Annotated in this window: 11 protein-coding genes; 4 read left to right on the forward strand and 7 right to left on the reverse strand. The window is 71.1% G+C overall.

Features of this window, described 5'->3' with window-relative positions:
* Positions 1 to 16: 16 nt before the first annotated feature.
* From J0670_RS01340 to J0670_RS01355, 4 genes are all read right to left on the reverse strand, one after another.
* Positions 17 to 2,737: an AAA family ATPase gene (locus J0670_RS01340; RefSeq protein WP_207808758.1), complete on the reverse strand. Its 2,721-nt coding sequence runs from the start codon at positions 2,735 to 2,737 to the stop codon at positions 17 to 19.
* A gap of 141 nt (positions 2,738 to 2,878) precedes the next feature.
* The gene (locus tag J0670_RS01345; protein ID WP_207808760.1) at positions 2,879 to 3,325 is read right to left on the reverse strand and encodes a VOC family protein; all 447 of its coding nucleotides are present in this window, start codon (positions 3,323 to 3,325) and stop codon (positions 2,879 to 2,881) included.
* Between the two features lie 68 nt (positions 3,326 to 3,393).
* Positions 3,394 to 4,749, reverse strand: a complete 1,356-nt coding sequence (locus J0670_RS01350; RefSeq protein WP_207808762.1) for an epoxide hydrolase family protein — start codon at positions 4,747 to 4,749, stop codon at positions 3,394 to 3,396.
* 433 nt (positions 4,750 to 5,182) lie between these two features.
* Positions 5,183 to 5,542 (reverse strand): hypothetical protein, encoded by a 360-nt coding sequence (locus J0670_RS01355; protein WP_207808763.1) that lies wholly within the window; start codon positions 5,540 to 5,542, stop codon positions 5,183 to 5,185.
* A gap of 511 nt (positions 5,543 to 6,053) precedes the next feature.
* Between J0670_RS01355 and J0670_RS01360 the strand changes: the two genes are divergently transcribed.
* From J0670_RS01360 to J0670_RS01375, 4 genes are all read left to right on the forward strand, one after another.
* Complete coding sequence (locus J0670_RS01360; RefSeq protein WP_207808765.1) at positions 6,054 to 6,503, forward strand: peptidase inhibitor family I36 protein; 450 nt, start codon at positions 6,054 to 6,056, stop codon at positions 6,501 to 6,503.
* A gap of 144 nt (positions 6,504 to 6,647) precedes the next feature.
* The gene (locus J0670_RS01365; RefSeq protein WP_207808767.1) at positions 6,648 to 10,376 is read left to right on the forward strand and encodes an endonuclease/exonuclease/phosphatase family protein; all 3,729 of its coding nucleotides are present in this window, start codon (positions 6,648 to 6,650) and stop codon (positions 10,374 to 10,376) included.
* Between the two features lie 183 nt (positions 10,377 to 10,559).
* Positions 10,560 to 11,735, forward strand: a complete 1,176-nt coding sequence (locus J0670_RS01370) for a hypothetical protein (RefSeq protein ID WP_207808769.1) — start codon at positions 10,560 to 10,562, stop codon at positions 11,733 to 11,735.
* An 11-nt stretch (positions 11,736 to 11,746) separates the two neighbouring features.
* A complete protein-coding gene (locus tag J0670_RS01375; protein WP_207808771.1) occupies positions 11,747 to 12,994 on the forward strand; it encodes an ATP-grasp domain-containing protein in 1,248 nt (415 codons plus the stop codon).
* A gap of 251 nt (positions 12,995 to 13,245) precedes the next feature.
* On the opposite strand, the gene J0670_RS01380 is transcribed toward J0670_RS01375, so the two are convergent.
* From J0670_RS01380 to J0670_RS01390, 3 genes are all read right to left on the reverse strand, one after another.
* Positions 13,246 to 13,830 carry an RICIN domain-containing protein gene (locus J0670_RS01380; RefSeq protein WP_207808773.1) on the reverse strand — a complete coding sequence of 195 codons (585 nt, stop codon included), beginning with the start codon at positions 13,828 to 13,830 and terminating at the stop codon, positions 13,246 to 13,248.
* Between the two features lie 206 nt (positions 13,831 to 14,036).
* Positions 14,037 to 15,977, reverse strand: a complete 1,941-nt coding sequence (htpG, locus tag J0670_RS01385) for a molecular chaperone HtpG (protein ID WP_207808776.1) — start codon at positions 15,975 to 15,977, stop codon at positions 14,037 to 14,039.
* A gap of 93 nt (positions 15,978 to 16,070) precedes the next feature.
* A complete protein-coding gene (locus J0670_RS01390; protein ID WP_207808778.1) occupies positions 16,071 to 16,328 on the reverse strand; it encodes a hypothetical protein in 258 nt (85 codons plus the stop codon).
* Positions 16,329 to 16,643: the final 315 nt, after the last annotated feature.

Genomic DNA, 16,643 nt, shown 5'->3' on the forward strand with positions numbered 1-16,643 from the left:
GATCACCGCACGGCGGTCACGGTTCGGACAGGGCGCCGTCGATCTCTCGACGGGAGGAGATCCCCAGCTTGGCGAAGACCTTGCGCAGGTGCCACTCGACCGTGCGAGGGCTGAGGAACAACTGCGCGCCGATCTCCGCGTTCGGGTGCCCGGCGGCCGCGAGGCGGGCGATCTGCGCCTCCTGCGGGGTCAGGACCGGCGCACCGACGGTCCGCTTGCGAACCGTCTCCCCGGTGGCGAGCAGCTCGCGCCGGGCCCGCTCGGCGAACGCCTCCATGCCCATGCGCGCGGCCGCCTCGTACGCCGCCCGCAACTCGGTACGGGCCTGCGCCCGCCGGTTCCGGCGGCGCAGCCACTCCCCGTACAGCAGTCGGGCCCGGGTCTCGAACACGCCGAGCCCGCCGCGGCCGAAGTGGTCCACGGCCTCGCGGTAGCGGTCTTCGGCCTGCTCGGGTGCTCCGGTCAGGGCTTCGGCGACCGCATGCGCGCCCAGGGCCCAGGGCGTGCCGGCCCGGCTCCAGTCGGCGAGCCGCTCGCACGCCCCGGCCGCCACGGCCGGCTCGCCGGCCCGGGTCGCGGCCTCGACCAGCTCGCTGCACGTCCAGAAGTGCACCACGAGGTCCTTGTGCACTCCGCCGCGCAGCGCCGCTTCCATGGCGAGCGGATAGTTGCCCAGGCCGTTGTGGAGCACGGCCCGCTCGCACGCGGCCACCCGGATGAGCCGGCCCAGGCCACGCTGCTCGCCGTCCCGTTCCATCGCCTCGAGCAGGTCCAGGGCCGGTCGCTCCCGTCCCCGGTACGCGGCGATCAAGGCCGCCGTGGCCGTGCGCGTCACCACGCCGGTGGCCTTCTCGATCGCTGCGGCCTCGGTCAGCAGGCCCTCGGCTTCGGAGAGTCGCCCCGCATGGCCCAGCGCGCCCGCCAGGTAGGGCAAGGCCGTCGAGAGGACCGACAGCGTGCCCGTCCTCCGGGCGAAGCGGACCGCCCGATCGGTGACGTCCAGCCAGGCCTGGAGATCGCCCAGCTCCGCGGCGGCGTTCGTGGCCGCCCACAGGACGGACGGCTCCTCCTCCTCGGCGACGGAACGCAGCGCCTGCGCCAGTAGCGGGAAGGCGGCGGCCTGCCCGTCCACGGTCCACGCGACCAGGGCACGGAGGAAGACTCCGGCCGGCTCGTCGCCGGGTATCAGGCCACGAGCGACCTCGGCCGCTCGCCGTAGTCCGCCTTCGTCGTGCGGCCAGGCCCAGATGGCCGCGTCGAACGCCGCGAGGCAGGTCTCCCGCGCGACGGCCGGGTCGAGGTCCCTGAACCGGCTCGCCGCGTCGAGCAGCGGCTGCACCGCGCCCTTCCCCGAGTCGGTCATGGACGACGCCTTGGCCCGCAGCCGGCCGGCATGGGCCTGCTGCAACCGGTCCAGCGGCCCCAGCTCCGCGGCGGCGAGCAGGTCGGGAACCCGAGCCGGCACGCCCGCAGCGACGTTGGCCGCTGCGGCCGCCAGTGCGCGCCGCGCCCGCTCCTTCGGGTCGGGGGTGAGCGCCGCGGCCCGTTCCAGGAAGGAAGCGGCGGCCGCCCGACCGCCGCGCGCCAGGGCCCGGTCGGCGGAGTCCTCCAGTGCGGCGGCGACCTGCTCGTCCGGCCCGATCGCGGCGTGGGCCCGGTGCCAGGCCCGCCGGTCGGGATCGCGCTCGGCGTCGGTGGCCTCGGCCAGGGCGGCGTGCGCCGCACGCAGGGCGGCGGCATCCGCGCCGCGCCAGACGGCCGAACGCACCAGCGGGTGCCGGAACCGCACCGAGGCTCCCAGGGTGACCAGGTCCGCGGCCTCAGCCGGTGCCGCGGCCTCGGGACCGATGCCCAGCAGGCGCAGGGCCCGCCACAACAGCGGTCCGTCGCCGATCGGTTCGACCGCCGCGACCAGCAGCAGGACGCGGGTGTCGGGCGGCAGCGCGTCGACGCGCCGACGGAATCCGTCCTCGACCCGGGTCGCCAGCGGGCCGGCGCCCGGTCCGCCGAAGCCGAACGCCAGCTCCGCCGGTGACAGGCCCCGGGGCAACTCCAGCAGGGCGAGCGGGTTCCCGCCGGTCTCGGCCACGATCCGGTCCCGCACGCGGGCGTCGACCGGCCCCGGCAGCACGCTGTCGAGCAGCGCCCGGGCGTCGGCGTCGGCCAGCCCGCGCAGGGGAAGGTCCGGCAGGCCGGCGAAGCCCTCGTCCGTCTTCCCGTCAGTGATCCGCTCGGCGAACACCAGCGCCACCGATTCGGCGTCCAGCCGACGCCCGACGAACGCCAGGATCCGCTGGGACATCAGGTCCAGCCACTGCGCGTCGTCGACCAGACACACCAGCGGGGACCGGGCCGCAGCCTCGGCGAAGAGACCGAGGACCGCGATCCCGACCAGGATCATCTCCGGCGGGTTCCCCGCACTCAGGCCGAACGCGACACGCAGCGCGTCCTGCTGCACCTCCGGCAGCCGGTCCAGGTGCGACAACAGCGGGGCACACAGCTGCTGCAGGGCGGAGTAGGCGAACTCGGACTCGGCTTCGACGCCGGCCGCGCGCACGGTCTGCCACTGCCCCACCCGCCCGGCCAGATGGTTGAGCAGCGCCGACTTGCCGACGCCCGCCTCACCCCGCAGCACCAGCACCCGGCTGCGCCCGTCGCGCACCTCGCGCAGCAGGCGGTCCAGTACCTCCAACTCCCGGGTACGCCCGAGTAGCTGGTGGTTCGCGGGCTGCGGCATGGCACCTCCGGGACGAGTTCCTCCCGGAGGAGCTCCCCCCATCCTACGAACACCGGGACCCGCAGAGCTGCACGGATCCGGTCGCCCCCGGCCGCCCTCGCCGACCCGGTGCCGGACGGCCGGTGCCACCGGCCCGGGTGGTCAGCGTCCGGGGGCCCGGAGGGTGACCTCCTGGAGGAACCACTCGTTCCCGTCGGGGTCGGCGAAGCGGGCGAAGGTGCCGTAGCTGGGCCGTCCCGGGGCGACGCCGGGCACCCGGTGGGTCCCGTCGGCGTGGTGGAAGGCACCGGTCTCGTCGTGGAACGGGCCGTCGATGTCGACTCCGCGCCCGGCGAGTTCCTTGACCGCCCGCTCGATGTCGGTCACGACCAGGTGCAGTCCCCGGGCGGAGCCCACGGGGAGCGCGCTCAGTCCCTCCCCGAAGATGACCGAGCAGGCGGAGCCGGGCGGGGTGGCCTGGACGATCCGGTAGCCCTCGTCGATCGGGAAGTCCGCGTCGAGGCGGAAGCCGAGCGTGTCGACGTAGAACTCCTTGGCGATGTCGACATCGGAGACGGGCAGGACGATGACTTCGAGCTTCAGCTCCACGGGGGTGTTCTCGCTTTCAGGAGGAGGGGGTGGTGGATGGCCGTGCGGGCGGTCGCGGGAGGTCCCCGCTACCTCAGCGACCGAAAGGCGGTGCGGAGTTCTTCAGCCAGCAGCTGCGGCTGCTCCCAGGCAGCGAAGTGCCCGCCCTTGTCGACTTCGTTCCAGTGGATGATGTTGCCGAAGGTCCGCTCGCCCCAGCTGCGCGGCGCGGGGTAGATCTCGGCGGGAAAGACCGTCACCGCGACCGGCAGCTTCGGGATGGGCACCGCGTTGAACGGTCCGCCGCCGGCCTGGGTGCCCTCCCAGTACAGCCGGGACGACGACGCGCCGGTGCCGGTCAGCCAGTACATCGAGATCGCGTCGAGCATCTCGTCGTAGCTGAGGACCTTCTCGGGTACGCCGGCCGAGTCCGTCCACTCCGCGAACTTGTCGTAGTAGTAGGAGGCCATGCCGACCGGGGAGTCGGTAAGGGAGTAGGCGATCGTCTGCGGGCTCCGGTTCATCATCGCCGCGTAGCCGAAGCCGTCGCGGTAGAAGTGCAGCAGCCGCTCGTACGCCCTCTTCTCCTCGGCCGACAGGTTCGCCGGGGCCGGATCGAAATTGCGCAGCCGGCGCAGGATGTCGTCCGGCACGGTCCCCGGCATGTTGACGTGGATGCCGAGCAGCCCCTTCGGCTGCTGGACGGCTAGCACCTCGGAGAGGATCGCGCCGTGGTCGCCGCCCTGCGAGACGTACTCCGGGTACCCGAGGCGCCTCATCAGCTCGTGGAAGGCGGGCGCGATGCGGGCGAAGTTCCACCCGGGCCTGGTCGGGTTGCCCGAGAAACCGTAGCCGGGCAGGGTCGGCAGCACCAGGTGGAAGGCGTCCTCGGCGCGGCCGCCGTGCGCGGTGGGATTGGTCAACGGGTCGATGACCTTCAGCAGTTCGACGATCGACCCGGGCCAGCCGTGGGTCATCAGCATCGGCATGGCTCCGGCGTGCGGGGAGCGGATGTGGGCGAACTGGATATCCAGTCCGTCGATCTCCGTGATGTACTGCGGCAGTTCGTTGAGGCGCCGCTCCAGCTTGCGCCAGTCGTACCGGGTGCCCCAGTACTCCATCAGCGGCCGCATCTTCGCCAACTGCGCGCCCTGGCTGCGGTCGTCGACCGTCTCCCGGTCGGGCCACCGGGTCGCCCGGATGCGCCGTCGCAGGTCGTCGAGGTCTCCCTGCGCCACCTTGATACGGAACGGGCGGATCCCTGCTCCCGACCGCGGCGCCCAGCCCGGCGTCGTCCCGGCGTCTACCGATGCCGTCCCTCGGCCGGCGGCCGCCTGGGCCGGGGCGGACAGGCCGACCTGGCCGGCGACGACACCGGCCGCCGCGAGACCGAGGAAACGGCGTCGACCGGTGGTGGGCCGGTTCGTGGTTTCGTGCGTTGCCATCAAAAACTCCTTGTGTCGGAACGGGATGTGAGGTGTTCCGCCCGCCGTCGGGCCGGAGGCACCTGACGGCATGGCTGGCCGGTCAGCTGTCCTGGCAGGTGGACACCGCTGACGGCGCGGGGCATCCGGGTGCGCGCCTGGGGCAGCCGGAGCGAAAGAGCGGGAGACTCGGCCCGCGTTGACGCGTTGAGTGACCGTCCGACCGCCGAACACCAGGCGGTCGGCTCACTGCGGCCCGTGCAGGACAGTTGGGCAAGGGAGTGCCGGGTGACGGACGGGCCCGGTGTGCGTCTCGGGGCCGGCAGAGCGGACGGCGGCCCGCTTGCGCTGCCCCGGGGCATCACCCGCCTACCCGGCACCCCTCATGACAGGAGCTTCGAGACCTCCGTACGGGGAGGTCACCGAAGGCCGTACTGCCCTGGTCCGGGTGGCGTCAGGCCGGGACCACCCGGTAGCTCAGCACCGGCCACGGCAGGTTGAACTGGGCCAACGAGCCGGTGGCCCACGGGTTGGCGCCGGTGCAACCCGCGCCGGAGTACAGCACCACGGACGCGGAGCCGGAGGCGACCTGGACCGATCGGGCGGGCGCCGACAGCGTGTGGCACGTGCCGAAGTCGTCGAGGTCGACCGTGGTCACCGCGCCGCTCCCGCCGGTGCTCGAGTAGAGGTGGGCGCCCGGCTGCAACGGAGGCCAGCCGGCGGCGTGTGCCGATCCGGCACCGAGGCCTATCACGGCCGCGACGACCGTCGCCGTGGCGGCCGAGCCGCGAAGCATGGCCTTGGGTGTGAACATCTGAACCACCTTTCCGTGTGGGTGATGGTGTTGCTGGAGGGTGCTGTTGGACAGCGGGCCTCTGATGGCGGGAGGTGCGGACATGGTGTGCCCCGTCGGGGGGCGGGCGTTCTCCATCATTGGCTCCGCACCGCCGTTCGACATCGGTCATTTGACGGTGCGTGACCGCATCAGGGGTGCGATGCGGTAGGCGGTGGGGAGCGCGTCCCGCCGACGGATCCGGCGGGACGGACCCTTCCAGCGCTTGCGGTCGTCCTCATCCAGCCCGAACGAGGCCTGCTCACCCCGGCCATGGCTCACCGCACGACGTACACCGACACCATCAACCAGTCGGCTCTCGCAGTCAGATGACTGATGTGCCGACGCGCGGCGGTGAAGCACGGTTGGACCCGCGGTTCCGCTCGATGCTTCGTGCCCCCTCTACCGGAACGCACCGTTCGACGGCCGCGCGCAAGCAATGTCACCCATCCCGTATCGCCTCTACCGGCCGACCCCGAAAGCGAGTTCCACCATGGCCCGCACATCCCTCCGGCTGAAGTCCGCCGCCGTCTCCGCCGCCCTCGCCGGCGCGGCGCTGATCGCCACGGCAGCTCCGGCGTCCGCGGCGAACCCGCCCTACGACGGCTGCCCGGCGTGGGCGCTGTGCCTCTACCAGCACGAGGGCGGGACGGGTTCGAAGGCGATCGTCACGCCGCCCCCGGCCGGCGGCAACTCGGCGATCGTGCGCCTCACCCAGGTCCACTTCCTGAACGGGGAGCTGGCCAACAACCAGGTGTCGTCCTGGATCAACAACTCGCAGTGCTCGGTGAAGTTCATGGACGACCCGTACGGCGAGCTCCACCCCTCCGACCTGGACTACACGGAGACGTGGCACTGGGGCGCGACGGGCGACTACGGCGCCGGAAGCTCCAAGGACTACCTCAACGACCGGATCTCCTCGCTCCAGTTCTGGTGCCCGTAGCAGCAGGGTCCGCTCCGAGGGCGGTTCCCCGGTGGATCCGCCCCGCCCGTCCCGTCCACCACTGCCCCCCGGCACCCGCGAGGAGCCGGGGCGCCGTGGTGCGGCCCTGCGCCCGAACCATCCGATGACACGGAAGGACGTCCCTTGAAACGCCTACGACCGGCGGCCGCGCTGCTGTCCGGCCTGCTGCTCTCCCTGACCCTGCCCGCCCTCGCCTCGGCCGCGCCCGCCCTCGAAGCGGCCGCCGCCCCGGCCGCCGGGGTGACGGCCGGCCCCGGGGCCGAGGGCCCGGACCTGAGCTTCGCCAACCGCACCTCCCCGCCCGCCGGCATGCCGGACTGGTCCCGCGTGGGCTTCCGGGGCGGCCAGCAGCTGCCCGGTGACGGCGACCTGACCGACGATCCCACCTGCCGCATCACGTCGGACGTGCTCGCCGCCAAGTACGGCGTGAAGGCGAACGACGGCACCGACGACACCACCGGGCTGCAGAAGGCCATCGACGACATCAAGGCCACCTGCTCGCCGAACGCCAACTTCAACCGCCTCTCCCTGATCCAGCTGCCGGCCGGGCGGATCGACGTGTCCCGGCAGATCTACGTCGACGCCGACTACCTCGTCCTGCGCGGGCAGGGCTCCGGCGACGGCGGCACCCGCCTGGTGTTCCGCCCCGACGTCAACACCCGCTACGACACCCTGGTCAACGGCCGCTGGGACCAGGACAGCATGAAGGCCGGCAGCGGCGCCGACGTCGGCACCGGCGGCTGGATCTGGCCCGGACGCGGCATGTTCCGGGTGCAGACCCGCGACATCGCCGACCGTTACCAGGACGACTGGGCGGCCGCCTCGGCCAACCGCAAGGACATCTTCGAAGGCAGCGTCAACCAGCACTGGGCCTCCGGCATCAAGGTCGCCGCCCTGGCCGCCGACCCCGGCTACGCCGCCCGCCAGGGCCAGAACACCGTCCAGCTGGACGCCAAGGCCGACATGAAGAAGTTCTCGGTGGGCGGATACGTCTGGGTGGGAGCGGCCAACAGCGTCAAGTTCTACGAGCAGCAGGGCGTGTCCGACCGCAGCCAGATGGACAACCTGCACATGCGCCAGCAGATGTTCCGGGTCAACTCCCTGGACGCCGCGGCGAAGACCGTCACCCTGGACCGCCCGCTGGAGTGGGACCTTCCGGTCGACTCCACCTCGGACGGCTCCCCCGCGCTGGGCGACAAGCCGTACGCCAGCAAGGTCACCCCGCTCAAGGTCGTCCAGGGCGTCGGCTTCGAGGACTTCGCCTTCACCCAGGACATGAACGGCCTGCCCAAGCTCGGCGGCGGCACCTACCAGCTGACCCCCGACCAGGCCGTCCACAACTACGGCAACATGGCCCCCGAGTACGCGATGCACGGCATCGTCTTCAAATGGGCCGCCAACGACTGGGCCCGCGGCCTGAAGGCCGAGATGACCGGCTCGCACCCGATCGTCACCGAGGACGCCCGCAACCTCCAGATCGAACGCAACAGCTTCGACGGCGCCTGGAACAAGGGCAAGGGCGGCAACGGCTACCTGCGCGGCAGCCGCGTCTGGGACTCCCTCTACGCCTACAACCTCAGCCGCAACCTGCGCCACTTCACCTTCCAGTGGTCGGCCAGCGGCAACGTCGCCTTCCGCAACGACCTCGACTCCGACCTGAACCTGCACGGCGGCTGGGAGCACAACAACCTCTTCGAGCAGAACACCCTGCGCGTCCCCTACGAGCACCGCTCCGGCAGCTGCCAGGCCAACTGCGGCGGCGAGGGCGGCGAGATCGACGAGGGCACCTGGTACCCCATCTGGTGGGCCGCCGGCCCCAAGGCCGTCAAGTGGTCCGGCTCCTCCGGCCCCCAGAACGTCTTCTACAACAACACCATGGTCAAACAGGCCACCGCCGGCGGACCGTTCGAACCGTACGCCCCGTACGGCACCCAGTCCGGCACCGCCTTCCAGTTCGGCTCCGCGAACGACGCCCCGAACCGCTTCCAGCCACTCGCCCAGGGCGGCCAGGCCATCCCCGACTGGGGCGGCCGCGAGACCCTCGACTACACCGGCCAAGGCGTCGTCCCCGTCGACGTCGGCAAACGCCCGTCCCTGTTCCTCGCCGACACCGGCGGACTCGACCCGCGCGACAACAACGGCCGCAAGGTCGCCACCTGGAACATGCAGGGGGCGGACACCCCTGAGGCGAACGGCAACAAGTACACCAACGACCTGCCGCGGCTGTACCTGCCCGGCGAGGGCAACGCCAGCATCATCGCCCTGCAGGAGGCCGGCGCCCCGCCCCGCGGCGCCACGTTCCTGGGGGACATCACCTCCTTCAACACCCAGTGGGTCGACAACGCCACTCTCAACCCCGTCCCGGTCCAGGAGTACCGGATCGGAAGCTCGGCCCGACCCGCGGGGTACCTGTACTGGCTGCACACGGACACCAACCCCAGGCCGGGAACGGTCGGCCGGGTCAACGTGGCCATCTTCAGCCGCACCCGGGTCGACCGGAACAACGTGTACACCACCCGGGAGGGCAGGATCACCAACGGGACCGACTCCCGGCCCGCGCTCGGCATCAACGTCGACGGCGTCGTCTACTTCTCGGTGCACGGAAGCTCGGGGAGCAGCGGCAGCGACGACCCCCAGCTCCTGCTCAACATCCGGGAGCAGCTGAGGCCCTCCAACCTGCCCTGGATCGCCCTGGGCGACTACAACCGCCCCCCGGACAGCCTGCGCAACGCGATCGGCCCGCAGTTCACCGTTCACTCCCAGGCCCTGCCCACTCGCCCGACGCCGCTGGTCACCACCACCTCGGCTCCCTCGACGATCGACTACGCGGTGGTTCCCTCGGCCCAAGCGCAGCCCACCATCACCGGATACGGGCGGGTCGACACCGTGACCAGCGCGGACCACTACCCCGTCATGTTCACCCTCGCCAACCTGCCCGCCCAGCAGCCGCCCGCGCAGCAGCAGCAGACCGGGCCGGCCGTGCCCGCCCAGGCCGTGGTGCGCAGCGCCGCGACCACCAATGTGGCCGGCCCCTCCGGCACCAGCCACGTGGTCGCCGATCAGCCCGTCAACCCGGCGAACGTCCCCTCGCAGGTGTTCAACCTGTCGCCCGACCCCGAATACCCCGGCTACTACCGGCTGTTCCACGCGAACGCACCCTTCGCCGGCCGCTACCTGGGCCAGGAGGGCGGCGCCCGCGACGCGCGGACGGTGCTGTGGCCGAACGCGGCGCTGGACCAGCTCTGGGCGCCGGTCGACCAGCTCGACGGCACCTGGACCCTGCAGAACTACGTCACCCGGCAGTTCCTCACCGACGTCGGCAGCGGCCAGGCGCTGGCCGGCCGCGACTACGACGGCTCGGCCGCCCAGCGCTGGTTCCTCCAGGACCCCCGCGAGGCCGCCGGCCTCAACGAGATCGTCTCGGGGGACAACGGGTCCCAGCCCTCGGCACTGGCGGTGGACGATCTGGAGACCGCGCCCCAGCCGCTGATCTTCACCTCGAACGGACATGAGGAGAACCAGCGGTTCGGCACGATCTCCGCGGGGCGGATCGGCTCGGACGCCTGCTTCTACCTGGTCAACCAGGGCCGGTACGTCAACTCGACGGCGGCCCACCCGGGGCAACCGCTGGACGGCAGCTTCGTCACCATGGGCGGCTTCCGCCCCAACGACGACGGCTACCTGTGGTGCGCGACCCCCGACGGCTCGAACGGAACACTCCTGACCAACCACACCACCCCCGAGGAACGGCTGAACCTCACCCGGAGCTCCTCCTCCGACGAGGCGACGATCAACAGCCCCTCGTCCCCCGCTCCCAAGTTCCACTGGAAGTTCCTGCCGGTCACCCGCTGACCCCCGTGGCGCCCGGCCTCCCCCGGGCGCCACAACACCTTCCCACCTCCGGCATCAACCGGACGGCCGGCCGTTCTCCGCGGCCGGCCCCTCACCACGAACCCCTGGCAGGCGGTCGGGCCTCCGAGCAACACCAACCCCAGTGCCGTCACGGCCCGTCGCGGCGGCCGGCAAGGAGAAGACGTGAACAGCAGCCAGCTCTTCGACGGCGTCACACACCCCCGGCAGCACACCCCTCCCGCCCCCGGTCGCCCGGGCTCACCGCTGCGCGACTACGTCCTGCACAACCTTCCCACCGCCCTCGGCGACCTCTCGGCACAGCGCCTGACGTACCATCAACTCGCCGATTCCCAGGAGCAGATGCTCCGGAACGTCACTTCGCAGTGCCTCTCCGAGGACGACGAGCGGACCGCGCGCCTCCTCCAGCTCGATCTGCTCTTCCTGCTCAGCGGATACGCGCCCGCGGGACCGCAGGCCGCACCCCGCGCCCTGGCCGAGCTGATATCCGCCCAGTGCGGCAGGTTCCCCGCCCTGGATCCCCATCTGAGCTATGAGCTCCTGATCGACGTCAACTGCGAGGAATACCGGCGCAGCGGGGACATCCGGGTGTTCTCCGCAGGCCGGGACGCCGCTCTCGAACGGGACTTCTACCTCGGCCACCACCTCTCCGAACCGTGGGCCAAATCGGCCGCCTACGGCCTGCGCTCGCTGGTCCTGCCGACGGCGGCCGCCCGTCCGGCCGCGGTCCTGGACGACGTCGTCGAGTGCCTCGCGGAGTTCACGCGGTACATGGCCAGGTACCGCAAGCTGTCCCAGCAGGCGTTCAACCGGTTCCGCCCCTACCACATGGGCCATCCCGGCGGCCCGCGCGGCGCGAGCGGTGCGTTCATGCCCAGTGTCCACCTCCTCGAACTGGCCCTGCTGCCGCCGTCGAAGGAGTACGGCATCTTCCTGGACCAGTCGATGTCCTACTTCCCCTCGTGGTCCCGGCCCGTCATCGCACGGTGGCGCGGCGACTCCATCCGCGGGGCGAACGTGTCCCAGCGGCTGCGGGACGGACGGCTGGTGCTCGACCGCGCGGGCCGCGACCGGTTGGTCAGGGTGATCGACAAGTTCGTGGACTTCCGGATGGCGCACCTGGGCGTCACCCGGCACGCGCTCCCCGAGGCGTTCCGGGAGCGGACCGGGCTGACCCGTCGCGACATCCGCGAGCAGGGCGGCGAACACGGCATCCTGGACGGCCGGGACCCCGGCACGTCGGGGTTCAGCGTCCGGCACGTGCTCACCAACGCGGTGTACCGACTCCTCGCGCTTCGCGCCGATCTCACCCACCCCGGCTCCGCTCCGGCCAACCAGTAGGCAGGCAACCGATGTCAGCATTCCGTGTCGCGGTCGTCGACGCGTTCGGCACGTCCTCCGGGTTCACCGGCGCGTTCGGCGCGGTGGGCGGCGAGGTGATCCAGGTCCGGAGCACACCCGTCCCTCCGGTCGGAGTCGATCCGGTGGACGACCGGGCCTTCGGTCATGTGCTCGTCCACGACGGCGAGTTGGACGCCCTGACCGCACAGCTCGCCGCGCTGGGGCCGGTCGCGGTCCTGGCCGGTCGCGAGACCGGGGTGGAGCTCGCCGACGCCCTCTCCGAGCGACTGGGGCTGGCCTCCAACGGCACCGCCCTGAGCAGCGCGCGGCGCGACAAGTACGTGCAGATCGAGACGATCAAGGCCCAGGGCGTCCCCGGCATGCGGCAGCTGCGCACCGGCGACGAAGCCGAACTGCTGGCCTGGCACGAGGACCTGGGCGGGACCGTGGTCGTCAAGCCCCTGCGCGGCTACTGGGGTGCCGGCGTGTCGTTCTGCGACGCTCCGCAGGAGTCGGTCGCCGCGCTGCGCGGGCTCCGCGACCGCCGTACGGTGCTGGGCGAGCCGATCACCGAGGTCGTCGCCCAGGAGTACCTGGTGGGCGCCGAGTACATCGTGAACACGGTCAGTTGCGCGGGTGTGCACCAGCTGACCGACGCCTGGCGCACCGAGCGGATCCAGGCCAACGGGGTGCGGGACCTGGTGACCGCGCAGGTGCTGCTGCGCTGCGACGAGCAGCCGGTCGGCGAGCTCTTCGACTACGGCCGCCGGGTGCTGGACGCCCTCGGCATCCGGTACGGTGCGGCACACCTGGAGATCAAGCTGACCCCGGACGGCCCGCGGCTGGTCGAGGTGGGTGCCCGTGTTTCGGGGCTGCCCTACTACACGGCCGAGGTCCTGGGCGAGGGCCAGCTGGAGTGGACCGTCGACGCCTACGTCCGGCCCGAACGGTTCCGCACCCGGGCGGGCCGGCCCTACCAGCGGCGGCACGCGTTCGCCTGGGCGGCACTGGTCGCTCCGGCTTCGGGCCGGCTACGGGGCTACCGCGCGCTCGACCAGCTCGAGCAGCTGGCGAGCTTCCACTCCCTCAGCGTGCTGGTGAAGCCCGGCGACGCGATCACCGCGACGACCTACGACCGCGAGTACCCGGTCACCCTGACGCTCAGCCACCCGGTGGACGCCGTCCTGCAGCGCGACCTCAACACGGTGCGCTACCTGGACGGCCCCGGGATGTACGAGATCACCCCGACGGCCGATTGACAGGTTTGCCGTCCAGCCCGTGGTCAGCAGTCGTGTCTGCGCGGAGGCTCGCTCCCCCTGTCGCCAGGTTCCGGGGGTCTCCGTGGTGGCGGCGGAAGGCGGCTGCGAAAGCGAAAGGAGAGCGGTAGCCGATGGCGGCGGCGATCCGGGCCAGGGTGGGATCGCCGCCGCGCAGGTGGTCGCGCGTGATGGTCACGCGCCATTCGGTCGAGAATGCGTTCGACCGGAACCGGAGCCCAGGGGTGTGCGGATCACTGCGCCAGCGGCTGCCCGGCGGGCAGCCCGTCCGGTATCCACGAGATCGTCTTGGAATACCAGATGTACTGGCTGCACGGGGACGACTCCGGTTCCGACTGGAGCACCGGAGCGCCGTTCTCGGTGGTGCACTCCGCAGTCCACAGCATGAGCCCGCTGGAGACATTGATCATGGTGAAATCATCCATTTCCATGAAGTATCGGAGGTTCCAGTCCTGGTTGGTGCCGCCGTCGCAGGTCCACTGATCGGCCTGGGTGCCGGGGGTGGTGCTGAAGGCGGGCATGTCCAGGCACTTGCCGCTGTGGACGTTGATCAGCTGGTGCCCGTTCCAAATCCACCTCTGCTCGTCGCCGCCGGTGCAGGTCCACACCCGGACGGGGGCGCCGTCGTCGGTGCGTGCATCGGCCACCTCCAGGCATTGGTGATCGACGCCGTTCATGATCTCCACCACCGCCGTGCGGGGCGAGCTGCCCTGGACCGGCGCCGCCTGTGCCGGGGCCTGGGCGGTGAAGGTGAGTGCGCTCGCGGCGGCGAGGGCGCCGGCGGCCGTGCGGAGGCGCCGGGTGATCGATGCGGTCATGAGTCCCCCTTGTGAGTCGGTTCCGGTCAGGTATTGCACGAGGCCCGGCTGAGTGCCACCTGGACCACCCGCGTGAAGGCTGCCCTCGACAGGCCGCTGACCGCGAGAACGCGGCCCGTCCGTGGACCGTCGTCGAACTCGGCCTACCGCAGTGGCGCCGGCCGCTCCTCAAGCCGGCCGGCGCGGGCTGCCGTCCAGAGGTCGGGCTACAGGGCGTGGGTGAGGCGGTCGGTCAACAGGCGGGTGAAGCGGGCCGGGTCGGGCAGGTCACCGCCTTCGGCGAGCAGGGCGCTGCCGTGGACGAGTTCGGCGATGTCGGCGAGCGTCGGATCATCGGCTCCTGCCTGGTGAGCCTGGTGCAGGGCGGTGATGAGGGGGTGGGTGGGGTTGAGTTCGAGGATGCGCTTGACCTGGGGAAGTTCCTGGCCCATCGCCCTGTACATCTTCTCCAGGGTGGGGGTCAGGTCGTGGGCGTCGCCGACCAGGCACGCGGCGGAGGTGGTGAGCCGGGTGGAGAGGCGGACCTGCTTGACGTGCTCGGCCAGGGTGGTCTGCAGCCACGCGAGGAGGGCGGCGAAGTCCTGTTCGCGCTGGGCCTTGTCCGCCTTCGCCTCGTCACTGCCGTCGCTGTCGGCGTCGTTGTCGAGGTCGACCTGGCCCTTGGCGATGGACTGGAAGCGGTGGCCGTCGAAAGCGGGGATCTGGTCGGTCCAGACCTCGTCGACGGGGTCGGTGAGGATCAGGACCTCGTAGCCCTTGGCGGCGAAGGCCTCCATGTGCGGGGAGTTCTCCACCATGGCGCGGTTCTCGCCGGTCAGGTAGTAGATGGTGTCCTGGCCCTCCCTCATCCGCGCGACGTACTCGCGCAGCGTGGTCGCCTTCTCCGCATCGTGGGTGGAGGCGGCGCTGACCAGTTCCAACAGGGTGTCGGTGTTGTCGCGGTCCTCGATCAGGCCCTCCTTGAGGACCCGGCCGAACTGCTCCCACACCTTCGTGTAGGTCTCGCTGTTCTTGGTCTGCAGGTCCTTGACGGCGGTCAGGACCTTCTTGACCAGGCGCCGGCGAACCGCAGTGATCTGGCGGTCGTGCTGCAGGATCTCGCGGGAGACGTTCAGCGACAGGTCGTGGGCGTCGACGACACCCTTGACGAAGCGCAGGTAGTTCGGCATCAGCGCGTCGCAGTCGTCCATGATGAACACGCGCTTGACGTACAGCTGCACGCCCCGCCTGGTGTCGCGGGAGAACAGGTCGAACGGGGCGTGGGCGGGGATGAACAGCAGCGCCTCGTACTCGAAGGTGCCCTCGGCGCGCATGTGGATGGTCTCGGCGGGGGCCTGCCAGTCGTGGCTGATCTGCTGGTAGAACTCGCTGTACTCGGTCTCGGTCACCTCCGAGCGCGGGCGTGCCCACAGGGCCTTCATCGAGTTCAGCGTCTCCGGCACGCTGGTGGCCTCGTCTGCGGTGCCGGATTCGGCGTCCGCGCTGACGGGTTCGGTGGCCATGCGGATGGGCCAGCGGATGAAGTCCGAGTACTGCTTGACGATCTGGCGGATCTTCCATGCCGCGAGGTAGTCGCCGAGCCCGTCCTCGCCGTCCTCCGGCTTGAGGTGCAGCGTGACCGAGGTGCCCACCGGCAGACCGTCGGCCGGCGCGATGGTGTAGGTGCCCTCGCCGTCGGACTCCCACACAGTGCCCTGCTCGGTGCCGGCGCGGCGGGTCTGGAGGGTGACCTTGTCGGCGACCATGAACGCCGAGTAGAAGCCGACGCCGAACTGACCGATCAGGCTCTGCGCCGCGTCCGCGTCCTTGGCCTCCTTGATCTTGGCCAGCAGGCCGGCGGTGCCGGACTTGGCGATGGTGCCGATCAGGTCGACGACATCCTCGCGGGTCATACCGATGCCGTTGTCCCGCACCGTCAGGGTGCGGGCCTCCTTGTCGACCTCCAGCGTGATGTGCAGGTCGGAAGTGTCGACTTCGAGGTCGGAGTCGGTGAGGGATTCCAGGCGGAGCTTGTCGAGGGCGTCGGAGGCGTTGGAGATCAGCTCGCGCAGGAAGATGTCCTTGTTCGAGTAGATCGAGTGGATCACCAGCTGCAACAGTTGGCGGGTCTCCGCCTGGAACTCCAGCGTCTCGGTCGTAGCGGCCACGGGAGGCGTCTCCTTCAGTGGAAAAGGGTTTCGGTTCGGGTCGGGTCGGGTTGCCGGGGCCAAACGGCGTGCCGCGTGACCGGCTGCGGGTGTTCAGATATGGCTGAGGGGCTGGTAGGGCTGCTCGGGGCGGGCGGCGCCGGGACGAGCGGTGCCGTAGCACGACAGGAAGAGCTTCCAGCCGTCGCGGCACTCCAGCGTGGCGCCATAGCGCACCGCCGGCGGATCCGGGTGGGTGCTGTACCGGTCGACCCGAACGACATCACCGGACGTGCCGTCGGCCGTGGCGGCAGCGACCAGGGCCTGCTCGACAAGGGCCACCGCCACAGGCCGGCTCGTGAGGTCCGGCACCTGCGTCTCCTCGGTGGCAGTGCCAGTGGCGGCCTGGACGGCGGCGGGGCCGCCGGCGCCGGGATGGTCCACCACACCTGTCCGCCGCCGTCCAGGGTCACGGTCAGTCCGTAGGGGCTGTCGTCGCTGCGCCTGTCGGCGTCGGCGATGCCCGGTATGTCGGGGGCGTGTGTGATCAGCAGCTGCTGCAGGTCGGCTGGAGTCATGGGCGTCGATTGGGAGTCGATTGGGATCGGAATACGGATGGTCTTCACGCGAGGGCCTCAAGGCGTCAACTCGCGCTCCGCGTGCCGGGGCGGGCTTGCGGCTGCGAAC

Source organism: Streptomyces sp. FH025 (assembly GCF_017427025.1).
Lineage (GTDB): Bacteria > Actinomycetota > Actinomycetes > Streptomycetales > Streptomycetaceae > Kitasatospora.